We start from the raw sequence: 14,865 nt of genomic DNA, 5'->3' as shown, positions 1-14,865 counted from the left end.
TATCCACAACTCCGTAACTATAGCTCAGTATTTTATTGCCTCCTTTTTATTCCCACTCAATAGTAGCAGGCGGCTTGGAGCTGATATCGTATACCACGCGGTTGATGCCTTTTACCTTGTTAATGATGTCGTTAGACATTTTAGCGAGGAATTCATATGGCAGATGCGCCCAATCGGCCGTCATACCATCTACGGAAGTCACTGCGCGTAAAGCTACCGTAAATTCGTAGGTACGTTCGTCGCCCATTACGCCTACGCTTTGTACCGGCAGCAGGATGGTGCCTGCCTGCCAAACCTTGTCGTATAAGCCTGCTTCTTTCAGTCCTTCTATATATACATTATCTGCTTCCTGCAGCATGTGTACTTTTTCGGGGGTAATGGCGCCGAGAATGCGGATAGCCAGTCCGGGGCCTGGGAAAGGATGACGGCCCAGGAATATATCGCTGATGCCTATTTCACGGCCTACGCGGCGTACCTCGTCTTTAAAGAGAAAGCGCAGCGGTTCTACCAGCTGCATGTTCATTTTTTCCGGTAAACCGCCTACGTTGTGGTGGGATTTGATGGTAACGGAAGGGCCGTTCACAGAAACGGACTCAATTACATCGGGGTAAATAGTGCCCTGGCCCAGGAAGGAAATATCGGTAAGATGGGTGGCTTCCTGCTGGAAAACATCGATGAACAGGCCACCGATGATCTTGCGTTTTTGTTCCGGATCGGAAACGCCTGCCAGTTTCCCGTAAAAAAGATCTTTTGCGTTGACCCCTTTTACGTTCAGGCCCATATGTTTATAAGATTCCAGTACGGTTTCAAATTCGTCTTTCCTCAGCAAGCCATTATCCACAAATATGCAGAACAGGTTTTTACCGATGGCTTTATGGATCAGTTCTGCGGCAACAGTAGAGTCAACGCCGCCGCTGAGGGCCATTACTACTCTTTTATCGCCTACCTGTGCTTTGATCCTTTCCACTGTTTCGTGTACAAAAGCGGCCGGAGTCCAGTCCTGGCTGCAGTTACAGATATGTAACAGGAAGTTGCGCAGGATCAGTTTTCCTTCCAGGGAGTGGGTTACTTCCGGGTGGAACTGTAAGCCGAACATGGGGTTGGCTGCCAGGGTAGTATTTTTGAAAGCCGCTACCGGTATATTTTCTGTAGTGGCAATGATTTCAAATCCTTCAGGGATGCGTTTAATGCTATCTGCGTGGCTCATCCATACCTGGCTTTTTGCAGAGATATCATATAACAACTTTTCCTCTTTGTCGTTGTGCTCCATAAAGGCGCGTCCATATTCGCGGAGGTTGCTTTTAGCTACTTCGCCGCCAAAAACTTTGGCCATCATCTGGGCGCCATAGCAGATACCGAGTACCGGCACCTTTGCGGCGATGGCCGCAATATCAAGGATGGGCGCATTTTCGTCATTTACCGAAAAAGGACTGCCTGATAATATAACACCTTTAATGGTTTCATCCCAGGCAATAGGCTGAAGGCAAGGTTTAATTTCGCAATAAACATTCAGTTCACGGATGCTGCGTGCAATCAGCTGTGTATACTGGGAACCGAAATCGAGGATAAGTATCTTTTCTGTCATGGTGGTGCAAAGATAAAGTCCTTCCACGAATTTCGGATTTGGAAATTCGAATTTCGGAAATCTGGCGTATCTTTCTGTTATAATTTAAACCCATGATATCAACAAAATCGTTCCTATGTCAGGCCGCTATGGCCTTTTCTGCTGCTGTACTCCTTTATTCCTGCGACGTAATCGGACAAAATCGTGTAAAAGGCAATGGTCATGTAATTAAAGAGGAAAGGAAGGTTGCGCCTTTTCACAGGATCAAGGTAGAGGGCAGCATGAACGTATATCTCACCCAGGGCGCTGCTAAAGCAGCTGTTATTGAAGCAGAGGATAATATTGCTCCGCTGGTGGAACTGGTGGAAGAAGATGACCGTCTCGTTGTAAGGATCAGGCGGGGCGTTTCCATCAGCACCCATAAAGACCTGAACGTGTTCCTCACCACTCCTGAGATAGATGACGCCAGCCTGGCAGGTTCGGGCGATCTGAAACTGGATGGAAAATTTACTTCCCGTTCTGATGTGAAATTCAGCCTGTCCGGTTCCGGTAATCTCAAAGGAGAAATCAATGCGCCTGCAGTAAAGGCTTCTATTGCCGGTTCGGGCGATATGAAGCTGAAAGGGGAAACAAAAGATGTGAACCTTTCCATTGCCGGCAGCGGTAACTTCGAAGGTGATGAGCTGCTGTCTGAAAATGTAAATGTTAATATTGCCGGTAGTGGTGATGCAGATGTTTACGCCAGTGTAAAACTGGAAGCGAAAATTGCAGGTTCCGGAAACGTAAATTATAAGGGTTCTCCCCAGATATCCTCTTCTGTAGCGGGTTCAGGCAATATTAATAAAAGATAGGCATCAACATTTACAAATCTTTAACATTTTAAATATCATATTTGTTAGTGTCAGAGAGTTTATAGAGATGTTTTGAAGAAAACATATCAAAGTCCTTGAGTCCAGGTACAGCATTCGCTATAATTAACCCGCTGATGCTGTACCTGGCTGGGGCACAAGACAGAACCCCATAAAAATATCCCCGCTCCATCAACATTTCGCGTCAAATTATCATTAAATCACATGAATGATTGCTGTTTTTTTGTATGTTTACGGCTTGAATTGCAGATTTTACCGTTTGAATTGTTGATTTACGTTTTGAATTGTTGAACTCCTATTCCTTTTATGAACGAAAGACCGAAGGTCCTGGTGGTATATTATACACAAACAGGACAATTGAAAAGGATTATTGATCATGTGCTGGCCCCGCTGGAAGGCAAAGCCGACTTTACATTTGAGGAACTGGTGCCTGTAACGCCTTTCCCTTTCCCTTGGGGAAAGCAACAATTTTACGACACTATGCCGGAAACTGTTCAATCCACCCCTCGTGGTATTGAACCGCTGAAAGTGGACGTGAATGCGCATTTCGACCTGGTTATCCTGGCTTATCAGCCCTGGTTCCTTTCCCCCTCACAGCCAACCGCTGCCTTCCTGCAAAGTGAGGCGGGCAAACAGCTGCTGAAAGGTAAAAAGGTGATTACGCTGCTGGGAAGCCGTAATATGTGGCTGAACGCACAGGAAAGAGTAAAAAATTACCTGCACCAGGCGGGTAGTACCCTTGTGGGTAACATTGTGCTGGTAGACAAATCACCTAATCTCATTTCTGTGATCACTATTCTGCGGTGGGCTTTCAAGGGAAAAAAAGAGGCCACCCGGTTTTTGCCGCAGGCAGGGGTGCAGGAAAACGAGATCCTTACTTCCGAACGGTTTGCCGGGCCCATAGCCGCAGCACTGCAACATGACAAATGGGACACACTGCATTCGGAACTATTGTCGCTCGACGCCGTGGAACTGCTTCCCAACCTGGTAGTTCTTGAAAACAAAGGTATCAGGGCATTCCGTTTCTGGGCTAAGTTCATCAGTGCAAAGGGCGGTCCTGGTGCGGCCTCCCGCCAGGGACGTGTATCCATGTACCGGGCGTTACTGCTGGCAGGTATCTTTGTTTTAACACCTATATCCCTGGTTACTTCCATTATACAGTTAAATCTGAAAAAGGCCAAACTGCGCCGAGAAGTGGACTATTATAAGGGTATTTCCCTGAGATAAAAGCGTATCAAGTCCACCTTAAAGGTACACCAAAGCCTGGTGTAATGCCGGTACAAAGCGACCTTTACACCATGGCTTGATACTTGTAATTCCAATTAGAATTCTATATTTACGTCTGTATACAACGTATATTAAATTAAAATATATTTTACTGTGAGCTGGCTGGCAAGGCAGGACAGTTCAGACCAGGTTTTACATGTAGCCTTAAAAGACGAATAAATTCAAATGAAGGAAGTTTATATTACCAGGCTGTCTAAATTTTTACCGAACAAGCCTGTAGAAAATGATGAAATGGAGAGCATTCTCGGCATGGTAGATGGAAAGGCTTCCCGTGCGCGTTTGAAGATACTTGGTAACAATAAGATCAAAACCCGTTACTACTCTTTGGACAAGGAAGGGAAATCCACCCATTCCAATGCGGAAATGACAGCAACAGCTGTATCGCAGTTATTCGATGAGCAGTTCCCCATCAGCAAACTGCAATTACTGGCCTGCGGTACTACTTCTCCGGATCAGTTGTTACCCAATCATGCCGCCATGGTGCATGGCATCCTGAAATGCCAGCCGGTGGAGCTGATTGCAGCTACAGGCGCTTGTGCTGCAGGGATGCAGGCATTTAAATATGCCTGGATGTCTATCCGTTGCGGTAATACTTCCAACGCTGTAAGCACTGGCTCTGAAAAATTCTCCGCCTGGATGCTGGCGCAGAAATTTCAGCCGGAAGCTGAAAATCTGAAAAGTCTCGATGAAAATCCCATCATCGCCTTTGAAAAGGATTTCCTCCGCTGGATGTTATCAGATGGCGCCAGCGCCGCCCTTTTCCAGGATAAGCCTAATGAAGAAGGTTTATCCCTGCGGGTTGACTGGGTAGAAATACTCTCATATGCCAATGAGCTGGAAACCTGTATGTATGCCGGCGCTATCAAACAACCGGACGGTACTACCACCGGTTGGATTGATATGACCCCGGAAGAATGGGCACAGCACAGCGTATTCTCCTTTAAACAAGATACCCGGTTACTTGGTAAAAATATTGTTCCTTCCGGAGCACAGATGTGGAAAGAGCTGGTAGAGCGCCACAATATTAATCTCGATGAAATAGATTTCTTCCTGCCCCACTTGTCATCTGAGTTTTTCAGGTTAAAGATAGATGAGGAAATTACCAGGTTAGGTGTTCCTATTCCTTTGGAGAAGTGGTTTACCAACCTGGCCAGCGTAGGTAATGTTGGTACTGCATCCCCTTACCTGATGCTGGAAGAACTGATGAACACCGGCCGTTTTAAGAAAGGACAGAAAGTTGTAATGATGGTTCCGGAAAGCGCACGTTTTTCATATGCTTATGCACACATCACTGTGGTGTAAGCAATCATTTCTAAAACTGCTCTCATGAAAAAAGAGGAAGTACCGCAGGATAGTGATAATCTGCATGAAGGTACATTCAAGCAAATTATGTATGCGGTGGATAATTCCGGCAATTATGTAAAGGTGCAAAGTGCCGGCTGGGAGCCGGAAAACATTGCGCTTGACCAGGCCTGGGAAGAAGTAAATGAAAGGGTAAAAGCGGCGCGCGCCCGGGTGGAAGCCGGCGAAATAAGCCCTGTAGCCTATTACATGGAAAAGAACCTGATGGACCTGCCTTTGCTGGCCAGCTATGTAGGTAAATTTCAATGGCAGGTGAAAAGGCATATGAAACCAGGCGTTTTCAAAAAGCTCAGTCCCAAACTATTGCAGCGTTATGCAGATGCCTTCAAAGTGAGTTTAACAGATCTCCTGCAGATCAGATAAGCATAATGTCAATAACGGATTTGTGGGTAGGTGTTATCCGATGATCTTCCCACAGATCCGTTATTCGTAATGCTGCTACAAATAATATTATGACTAATTCTTTTTTCCAACACAACCAGACCGCGCATTGTGAAAGTGGTGTAATATCAAACCTGCTGGGGCATTATGGTTTACAGATCAGTGAACCAATGGCATTTGGTATTGGTGCAGGTATTTTTTTCGGCCACCTGCCATTCCTAAAGGTAAACGGAGTGCCGGGCACCACCTACCGGATATGGCCGGGGGCCATTTTCCAGCGGGTGTGTAAGCGGTTGGGTGTGCGGATGGAGTCACAGAAATTTTCCACACCGGAAAAAGGAATGCAGGCGCTGGATAAAGTAATTGAGGCAGGTATCCCTGTAGGGCTGCAGTCCAGCGTATATTACCTGCCTTACTTCCCCGCTTCCTACCGGTTTCATTTTAATGCACATAACCTGGTTGTTTACGACAAAAAGGATGGGCAATACCTGGTAAGTGATCCGGTAATGGATTCAGTGACCACCATTGACCCGGAAAGCCTGGCGCAGGCCCGCTTTGCCAAAGGATTCCCGGCGCCAAAAGGAAAAATGTACTACCCTGTACATGTACCTCCTACCGCCTCATTTGAAAAGCCGATCAAAGCGGGTATAGAACAGGCATGTCACTTTATGCTGAAAGTGCCTATCCCCATGTTTGGTGTGAAAGGGATCCGTTTTCTTGCCAAAAGAGTAGCTAACTATGCTGAAAATCCTGGCGACCGGAAAGCGACGCTGTACCTGGGAAATATTATCCGGATGCAGGAAGAGATCGGTACCGGCGGTGCAGGCTTCCGTTTCCTGTACGCTGCATTTTTACAGGAAGCAGCGGTGTTACTGAAGAAAGATGAACTGAGCAAACTGGCGGGAGAACTGACGCAAACCGGGGACTTATGGCGTAATTTTGCATTTGCCGCCGGCCGTGTATGTAAAAGCAGATCAGCAGATAATGTTTCCTATAAAGAGCTGAGCCAGATGTTACTGGAATGCGCGGCCTCCGAAGATGCTTTTTTCCGCAAACTGGCACAGGTGAAGTGGTAATTAAATATTTAAAAAATCATGTCCGGCATATCTGTAAAAGAATTATATAAAACCTACAAGGGGAGTACAGAGCCTACACTGAAAGGACTTACATTTCAGTTCGGGAAGGGAAAGATTGCCGGTTTGCTTGGCCCTAACGGTGCCGGCAAAACTACTACTATTTCAATATTATGCGGCATTGTGCGGGGCGACAGCGGGGAGGTGATCATACAGGACTTAAAGCAGGAGGCTTCCCACAGGGAAGCCATCAAACATATTATCGGAATAGTACCGCAGCAGATAGCCCTTTATCCGCAACTCTCTGCCGTTGAAAATCTTACTTATTTCGGCAACCTGTACGGTTTTAAAGGGAAACCGCTGCAACAAAAAATTATGCATTACCTGGAACTGTTTGGCCTGGAGAAAAGTGCGCACAAGGAAATACATAAATATTCCGGTGGAATGAAGCGGAGGGCCAACATTATTGCCGCTATCCTGCACAACCCCAAATTACTGGTGCTGGATGAGCCTACTGCAGGAGTGGATGTTCAGTCGCGTAGTATGATATTACAATTCCTGCGTGATTACAACAGACAGGGAGCCAGCATCCTGTATACTTCCCATTTGCTGGAAGAGGCACAGTCGTTATGCGAAGAAGTAGTGATCATGGATGCAGGTAGAATGATAGTGCAGGGTAACCCGTTAACCCTGATACATCAGCATCCCGGCTGTAATAACCTGGAAGACGTATTCCTGCATTTTACCGGAAATGCGCTCCGGGACTAATTTTTAAATGCTAAAGCGAAGGGCTAAAAAGCGATGTTAAGACTACTGGCAACAATCAGGAAAGAGTGGCAATTACTGTTACGCGATAAAACAGGGATCATCCTCCTGTTTATAATGCCCGTGGTATTAATTACTGTAATGGCGCTGATCCAGGATGCCCCATTTAAAGATTACCAGGATATCAGGTTCGATATTTTAACGGTAGATAATGATCATGGCCGTTTGGGCCGCTCTGTGAAAGAAGGGCTGGCTTCAGGCGGACAATTCAATATTATCGATTCCCTTGATGGCCGGCCGGTAACTGCCGGACAGGCCAAGCAACTGGTGAACGAAGGTAAATACAAGATCAGCATTATTATACCTGCAGGTGCTACAGCAGCTATTGTGAGCAATGCCAACCGTATTGTAAATGACATCACCCACAGGATGGGAATGTCGGTATCATTACCGGTAAAGCAAACGCCCGATTCACTAAACGTGACGATCTATTTTGATCCGGCTGCAAAGAAAGCATTTAAAGGCGCTATCCACCAATCGGTAGATAACTTCCTTACACAAGTGGAAACCGATCTGCTGCTGAGCCGCATTAAACAACAATTGCGGAGCAAAGACAGTAGCGCCGGCACTGCAGACACTTTAGCCATCCGTTTACAGGCGGTAGGACTGAAGGAACAAAGCACCGGTTCGGGGAAACAATTGGATGTAATATCCAATTCTGTTCAGCACAACGTACCTGCCTGGAGTATTTTTGCCATGTTTTTCATTGTGATACCTATTGCAGGGAACATGATCCGGGAAAGGGAAGATGGCAGCCTGTTGCGGATGAAACTGATACCGGGATCTTACCTCGCCATCCTTGCCGGTAAGATGCTGTTTTTTGTAGGAGTTTGTGTCCTGCAGTTTTACCTGATGATGCTGGTGGGTATTTATGTGCTGCCGCTGCTCGATCTGCCGCAGCTGGTAATGGGCCATCATCCGGGGGCAACATTACTGGTAGCAGGCGCAATTGGGTTGGCAGCAACGGCTTATGGTATCCTGATTGGCACGGTATTTAAAACGCCTAACCAGGCGCTTAATTTCGGAGCTATCTCTATCGTGATCTTGTCGGCCGTTGGCGGTATATGGATACCGCTGGAGGTAATGCCCGCCAGGATGCAGCTGCTGGGGCATTTGTCGCCTTTAAGCTGGGGGCTTGATGCCATCAACGATATTTATTTGCGTAACGGAGATATGGCATTTGTGTGGAAGAATGTGCTGAGATTAATACTTACCGGACTAGCCATGCTGGCCATAGCCGGATGGGTGGAAAAAAGAAGAATGAACTGATAAATGTTTTCAAAACAATAGTAAAGCTGTATTTTTACTCCCCACAAGGGCATTCGCCTGTTGTGAACAACAGGTGATAAACCTACAACATTATGGAAGAATTAAAAAAGAAACTGAAAGAACAAATCATTGAGGCGCTCAACCTTCAGGACACCAAACCGGAAGATATTGATGACAATGCACCGTTATTTGGAGAAGGCCTGGGACTCGATAGTATCGATTCACTTGAATTGATGGTATTACTGGAAAGACAGTATCACATCAAAGTAGAAGATCCCCGCGAAGGCCGTAAGATTTTGCAGTCAGTTCAATCTATGGCAGAGTTTATCCAATCGAAACAACCGGCATAAGTAAGCAGGCTACATGGCGGAAAGAGTGTTTATAACAGGGATAGGAATGATCACCGCTATTGGTGATAATGTAGCCGGAAACCTGCGCAACCTGCGGTTACAGCACAGCGGGCTGGGATATAGCAGCTATATTGATACCGTTTACAAGAATGTATTGCCGGTTGCAGAAGTGAAACATGCCAGTGATTCCCTGTTTGCACTTGCCGGCATGCCGGCAAAGGAGGGCTATACCCGTACCACCTTACTTGGGCTGGCTGCTATGCGGGAAGCATTGCAGGATGCAGGTATTACCGACATACAATCTGCCCCCACGGGCTTTATCAATGCCAGCACAGTAGGCGGCATGTGCGATACCGAGAAGTTATATTTTGATATCATTGATCCCGGAAAGACAGGATCCTTTTTACAATACATAGATACACTGGATTGTGCGGACTGCACACAGCGTATAGCCGATACCGTAGGGTTCAGTGAACATATTGCCACCATCAGCACTGCCTGTTCCTCTTCTGCCAACGCGCTGATGTTTGGCGCGCGAATGATTAAGCAGGGCATGCTGCCACGGATGGTATGCGGCGGTACAGAAGCGCTCACCCGTTTTACATTGAATGGATTCAACTCACTCAAGAATGTGGATAAGCAGTTTTGCCGGCCATTCGACCAGCAACGAACCGGTTTGAACCTGGGGGAAGGTGCGGCATACCTGGTGCTGGAAAGCGAAACTTTCGCCAGGGCCAATAACAGTCGTATCCTGGCAGAGCTGAGCGGGTACTGCAATACCAATGAAGCTTTCCATCCAACGTCTCCCTCGCCGGATGGAGACGGCGCCTATGAAGCCATGAAAACGGCGCTTGAAATGAGCGGGCATTCACTGGAGGAGGTATCCTACATCAATGTGCATGGTACAGCTACCCTCAATAATGATGTTTCCGAAGGAAAAGCACTGGAGCGTTTATTCGGCGATAAAGTGCCCCTTTTCAGTTCCACTAAACCGTTTACCGGTCATACACTGGCAGCGGCAGGTGCCATAGAAGCCATTTACTCTATACTGGCTATTCAACATGGGTTAATTTTTCCCAATCTCAATTTCTCGGAAAGAATGGAGGAATTGACCATCAGCCCGGTTACCACCCTGATGGAAGGGTACCCGGTAAATCATGTTATTTCAAATTCATTCGGCTTTGGGGGCAACAACGCTTCCCTGGTGATCAGCAAATATGAAGGGTAAGTGTTACATACAAGCAATGGCGGCCATCTCCCCGCAGCCAACTTTTGAAGGGGATATTTTTTCGGCGCAGCTGGTACATACAGACAGTAATCTGCTTGCCTGTGCAGAGCCTGATTATAAACCGTTTATTCCGGGTAACAGCCTGCGTCGTATGACAAGGGTGCTTAAAATGGGATTAACGGCTGCGCTTAAATGCAGCCAGGAGAGCGGCATTACCACACCAGGCCCTATTGTTACCGGTACCGGTAAGGGCAGTTTGCAGGATACTGAAAAATTTATCAAAGAAATCGTTGAGTACAAGGAAACCGCGCTGAATCCTACTCCTTTTATTCAATCCACCTACAATTCTGTAAATGGTTTAATTGCCTTACAGCAAAAATGTACGGCTTATAATAATACTTTTGTACACCGTGGTTTTTCCTTTGAAAATGCTTTACTGGACAGCATGATGTTGTTGCAGGAAGGCGCCACGCATACGCTTACCGGCGCTTTTGAAGAAATTACAAAGGAGCATTTTTACATTAAAAGCCGGATCGGATTCTGGAAAGATCAGCCCACAGATAGCAGGGAGCTATACCGTCATCTTTCACCGGGCAGCATTGCCGGGGAAGGCGCAACATTCTTCACACTAACGGGCACGCCTACCCCACAAAGCTATGCTGCTATTTCAGATTTCAGGATGCTGTATAAGCCAACCGGCAATAAATTAACGATTGCCCTGAGAGCCTTCACCGAAGCTCCCGATCTTATTATTACCGGCCGCAATGGGGATAGCAATTTTGAGCACTATTACCAGGAGCTGGATCAATGTTTCCCTGGCATACCACAGCTGCCATTCAAGCATCTTTGCGGTGAATATGATACGGCGGGCGCATTTGGGTTATGGTTGGCCGCGCGGATCCTTAAAGCGCAGCAAATACCCGCAGCATGGTTTCCCGGTATAGGGCATTTGCCTACGCCTGTTCATTCCATCCTTTTCTATAATCACTTTTATGGCGAACAGCATGTTATGCTGAAGCTGGAGAAAGTTTAGCCTGCCTTTCTTTTCTATTGCTTCCCGGAGATCCATGAATTCAACGAATATACTTTTCTGATGAAATCGGCAGGTGTTACCAGGCTTTCCGTTGATTGCTGTATTAACCTGGAAGTTTATGCAGATCTTTGTCCTGGTGATGCAGTCCGGAAATTATAACATCTTGCCTAATGCTTCTGCGTCAGGCAAAAACTCTTTCATATTTTCAGGCACAGTGTGCGCCTGGTAATGAGTATAAGTGCCTACGCTCATGGCTTTATCAATGGATTTGATGGCATAATCCACTACCATATTGTCTTTCTGTTTGCAGAGCACAATCCCGATACTTGGGTTTTCATGAGGCAGCTTTACTTTATCATCCAGTACGTTCAGATAAAAATTCAGCTGGCCGGCATATTCCGGTTTAAATTTTTTACGTTTAAGCTCAATGGCCACAAGGCACTGCAGGTGCCGGTTATAAAAAAGGAGATCTACAAAGAAATCCTGGTTATTTACTTCCAGTTTATACTGGTTGCCGATAAAAGGATATCCTTCCCATACTCATAATAAACTTCCTGATATTGTTTACTATTTCGTTTTCAAGGATACCTTCATCATCTTCTTCATTGATATTGACAAAGTCGATGAGATATTCATCTTTAAATACTTCCAGTGCTTTAGATTTGATATTTTCCGGCGGGGTTTTATTAAAGTTATGGGGCATGTTGCCCTGGTGTTTGAAAAGATTGGCGTTGATCTGACGTTCTAATTCCCGGACGGACCAGAATTGTTCTGCCGATTGAATGATATAGAACAAACGCTCACTTTCACCAGTGCACTTTTCAAGAATGCGGTTATGATGTGTAAAACTTATACTGTAAAAGCAGGTTTGAAGTTGGCCCATCACTGATGGGCCAATTTCAAACCTGCCATATACATCAAAAAACTGGCGCATTCTTTTTAGACTGCTTGCGGAAAATCCTTTAAGGCCAGGTAGTTGCTGTTCAAGATCAAGTGCTATTTGCTCTATCACTTTTGCTCCCCAGTTCTCAGCATTTATCTTCTCAGAAAGCATCTGACCTATTTTAAAATACAGCTTTAACTGTTCCTGGTTGGCCAGCCTGGCAGCAATGTACCTGCTGCGGACAATGTTTTGTTTTAAATCCTGTACAAATTCCTTGTAAGACATGTCTTGGTTTTTTTATAAAGTGTATGATATGAATAGCCTGATATGGTTTATAACAGAGGAATCATCGTAGTCAACAAACATTTAAACGGGCATGAATTTAAAGGATACTTTATTAAAATCCCGTTCATTTTATTCAGGGGTGAAATGATCCGTTCATTCTCATGAACAGCATGCACAAAAAAAGCGGAGACATAAGCCCTGCTTATATCTCCGCTTCAATTGGTGAGAATATTTTATCGTACCCTGTATACCGGGTAGCGCATATATTCCGGCTCTGCGTAGGGTGAATTTTTAAACACAAAATTTAACTGCGCACTGGCACTGTTGGCAAACGCAGTATCAGCCGCTTTCTTCTTATTTAATAATTCCTGCAGTTCCGGATGTTGTTTTAGATATTCAGCGCCGGTATCTTCAAAAACATAAGGAGAATATCCTTCCTTTTGTCCGAGTATAGCATCAAAAAAGTTCCATGCAAAAAATGAATCGCCGCCAGTGGGTTCCAGTGTTTCTATCAGGTAACGGTTAGCGCTCTGGTTCATCGGGATATAATAATCGCCTTTTCGGAACCTGATGGAATCTTTGCTGCTGCTTACTTTGATATTGGTATGCAGGTAATGTTTTTCAAATGGTTTTGTATAGCTCTGGAAGTCGGCAATATGATATACTTCCACGAGTATGGTGGTATCATGTTGTAACGGCTGCATTTTTACCTGGTTATTTTTCAGGAGGTTGATCACCGTCCACCAGCCTTGTGGGATGATATATGCTTCGGGTTTTTCCACAAAATTTTCTTCTGTGGCATAGTTATAGAATTTCACCTGCCGGGTATAGGGCTTGGTGCGGTCATAATATAACCTGGGCAGCCCGGAAATAGCGCTGGGCTTGTGCCCCGACGCGAAGCCACGGAAAGTGATCAGGCTGTATTTATTCATATCAAACTGCCAGGCCAGCGGGAAGGTTTTTTGTGTAAGTGCGGCTTGTTTTGCGTGTTCGCGCAATTGTTTAATTGTTTCGCTGTGTGTGGAGGTAAATTCAATGAAGCATTCCATCAGGGCGTAGGTAGCTTTTACGCGCAACGGATAGGGTTTCAGCATATGTGTTTCCGGCACAAAACCGAACGTGTGGAAAAGGGTGGTATAACCGCTGGAATAACGGGGTAAGTCGGCAAATTCTACCCAGCCGCTATCGGGTGTTTCCCCGAAGTGATTTACATAGGGCACCAGGTCGTATCCTTTCTTTTTCATGAGGGCATATAAGCCGGGTTCAAATGTTTTGTTCATGAATTCGCCCATTGCTCCCCCTAGCTTATTATGTTGGGTGGTGAGCAGGGTCATGATATGCTGATAATCGGCCCCGTTGCTAACATGGTTATCTATAAACACATCCGGATCAGTGAGGTGATAGATCTGCTGGAAGGCAAGGGCGTTCTTTGAATCGGCTTTTATAAAATCCCGGTTAAGATCCAGGTTTTGGGCATTGCCACGGGAACCAAAGGCATCGGGACCGTTCTGATCTACCCGGTACCAGGGAGAACGGTTCAGCATTCCGCCGATATTGTATACCGGGATAACAGCAAGAATAATGTTTTCAGGGAGATGGATTTTGCCCTGTGCCAGGTCGCGCAGGAGCATCATACTGGCGTCTATGCCATCGGGCTCACCGGGATGAATGCCGTTATTGATGAGAATAACCCGTTTATTTTGCCGGTGAAGGCTTTTAAAGTCGAAATTTCGCCCGGGGGAATAAGTAACCAGGTGCAGGGGAAAACCGGCATCTGTAGCCTCGATAGCCTGTATATTTATTTGTGGAAAACGTTTGGCGAGCTGCTGGTAATATTGTATAACTTCAGTATATGTAGCCGTTTCGCGGCCATTGGTCTTTTCATATCTTGTTGTGAGGTCCTGCGTGTAGGAGAGCAGGGGAAACAGGGCGGCAAAAAGCAGAAGTATCTTTTTCATCATCTTGCTTGATATAACGGAAAAACAAAAAGCCCTTCCTTTTGGAGGAAGAGCTGTAAATATTGTTACTGAAGCAATTAAGCCAGAGTTAATACTCTCTTAGCCAGCTTGCTTTTCAGATTTGCAGCTTTATTCTTGTGAATAACGTTACGTTTAGCGAGTTTATCAAGCATAGAAGCTACCTCTGCCAGATCTTTCTCCGCTGTTGCTTTATCGGTAACTGCTTTCAAATCACGGATGGCGTTACGGGTAGTTTTACCATAGTAACGGTTACGCTCATTACGCTTTCTGCTTTGACGTACGTCTTTTTTTGTTGCTTTATGGTTTGCCATTTTTCAAATTTCAAGTTTCGGACGGCAAAGGTAACTATATTACCTTTACAAAACAAACTAAATGTAGTTTTTCCGGTGAACTGCAAATATAAGTACCTTTTATCACAGATAATCACTTGATTTTTTCTCATTTTTTCCAACCAGCGTATCAAAAAACGAGCGATAT

The 14,865-nt window shown here is 45.6% G+C and carries 15 protein-coding genes; 10 read left to right on the top strand and 5 right to left on the bottom strand.

Going from position 1 to position 14,865, the window contains the following annotated elements; genetic code table 11:
- Positions 1–46: 46 nt before the first annotated feature.
- Entirely contained in the window at positions 47–1,612 is a 1,566-nt protein-coding gene (gene guaA, locus FN124_RS04920; RefSeq protein WP_260607328.1) for a glutamine-hydrolyzing GMP synthase, read from the bottom strand.
- 65 nt (positions 1,613–1,677) lie between these two features.
- On the opposite strand from guaA, the gene FN124_RS04915 reads away from it, so the two are divergent.
- From FN124_RS04915 to FN124_RS04870, 10 genes are all read left to right on the top strand, one after another.
- Positions 1,678–2,415, top strand: a complete 738-nt coding sequence (locus tag FN124_RS04915) for a head GIN domain-containing protein (protein ID WP_142683649.1) — start codon at positions 1,678–1,680, stop codon at positions 2,413–2,415.
- Positions 2,416–2,739: 324 nt separating this feature from the next.
- The gene (locus tag FN124_RS04910; protein ID WP_142683648.1) at positions 2,740–3,660 is read left to right on the top strand and encodes a dialkylrecorsinol condensing enzyme; all 921 of its coding nucleotides are present in this window, start codon (positions 2,740–2,742) and stop codon (positions 3,658–3,660) included.
- A 225-nt stretch (positions 3,661–3,885) separates the two neighbouring features.
- Entirely contained in the window at positions 3,886–5,022 is a 1,137-nt protein-coding gene (gene darB / locus FN124_RS04905; RefSeq protein WP_142683647.1) for a dialkylresorcinol biosynthesis protein DarB, read from the top strand.
- Between the two features lie 24 nt (positions 5,023–5,046).
- Complete coding sequence (gene DarG / locus FN124_RS04900) at positions 5,047–5,445, top strand: flexirubin biosynthesis protein DarG (RefSeq protein WP_142683646.1); 399 nt, start codon at positions 5,047–5,049, stop codon at positions 5,443–5,445.
- 89 nt (positions 5,446–5,534) lie between these two features.
- Complete coding sequence (darH, locus tag FN124_RS04895) at positions 5,535–6,539, top strand: BtrH-related acyltransferase DarH (protein ID WP_142683645.1); 1,005 nt, start codon at positions 5,535–5,537, stop codon at positions 6,537–6,539.
- Positions 6,540–6,557: 18 nt separating this feature from the next.
- Positions 6,558–7,304, top strand: coding sequence for an ABC transporter ATP-binding protein (locus tag FN124_RS04890; RefSeq protein WP_185937093.1), 747 nt, complete (start codon positions 6,558–6,560; stop codon positions 7,302–7,304).
- 33 nt (positions 7,305–7,337) lie between these two features.
- A complete protein-coding gene (locus FN124_RS04885; RefSeq protein ID WP_142683644.1) occupies positions 7,338–8,630 on the top strand; it encodes an ABC transporter permease in 1,293 nt (430 codons plus the stop codon).
- Between the two features lie 92 nt (positions 8,631–8,722).
- On the top strand, positions 8,723–8,980 hold the full coding sequence (locus FN124_RS04880) for a phosphopantetheine-binding protein (RefSeq protein ID WP_127035163.1): 258 nt from the start codon (positions 8,723–8,725) through the stop codon (positions 8,978–8,980).
- Between the two features lie 13 nt (positions 8,981–8,993).
- A complete protein-coding gene (locus tag FN124_RS04875) occupies positions 8,994–10,208 on the top strand; it encodes a beta-ketoacyl-[acyl-carrier-protein] synthase family protein (protein WP_142683643.1) in 1,215 nt (404 codons plus the stop codon).
- Positions 10,198–11,241 carry a beta-ketoacyl synthase chain length factor gene (locus tag FN124_RS04870; protein WP_142683642.1) on the top strand — a complete coding sequence of 348 codons (1,044 nt, stop codon included), beginning with the start codon at positions 10,198–10,200 and terminating at the stop codon, positions 11,239–11,241. Before FN124_RS04875 ends, FN124_RS04870 begins: the two co-directional genes overlap by 11 nt.
- Before the next feature lie 153 nt (positions 11,242–11,394).
- On the opposite strand, the gene FN124_RS31135 is transcribed toward FN124_RS04870, so the two are convergent.
- The 4 genes from FN124_RS31135 to rpsT all read right to left on the bottom strand — a co-directional run bounded on the left by FN124_RS31135 (position 11,395) and on the right by rpsT (position 14,699).
- Positions 11,395–11,742, bottom strand: coding sequence for a PDDEXK nuclease domain-containing protein (locus FN124_RS31135; protein WP_260607438.1), 348 nt, complete (start codon positions 11,740–11,742; stop codon positions 11,395–11,397).
- A gap of 1 nt (position 11,743) precedes the next feature.
- On the bottom strand, positions 11,744–12,409 hold the full coding sequence (locus FN124_RS04865) for a DUF1016 N-terminal domain-containing protein (RefSeq protein ID WP_221887732.1): 666 nt from the start codon (positions 12,407–12,409) through the stop codon (positions 11,744–11,746).
- 233 nt (positions 12,410–12,642) lie between these two features.
- Complete coding sequence (locus FN124_RS04860) at positions 12,643–14,367, bottom strand: M14 family metallopeptidase (protein WP_142683641.1); 1,725 nt, start codon at positions 14,365–14,367, stop codon at positions 12,643–12,645.
- A 77-nt stretch (positions 14,368–14,444) separates the two neighbouring features.
- Positions 14,445–14,699, bottom strand: a complete 255-nt coding sequence (gene rpsT, locus FN124_RS04855) for a 30S ribosomal protein S20 (protein ID WP_142683640.1) — start codon at positions 14,697–14,699, stop codon at positions 14,445–14,447.
- Between the last annotated feature and the right edge of the window lie 166 nt (positions 14,700–14,865).

The organism is Chitinophaga polysaccharea (assembly GCF_902150045.1).
Classification (GTDB): Bacteria; Bacteroidota; Bacteroidia; order Chitinophagales; family Chitinophagaceae; genus Chitinophaga; species Chitinophaga polysaccharea_A.
This window is presented reverse-complemented; position numbering and strand designations above follow the sequence as displayed.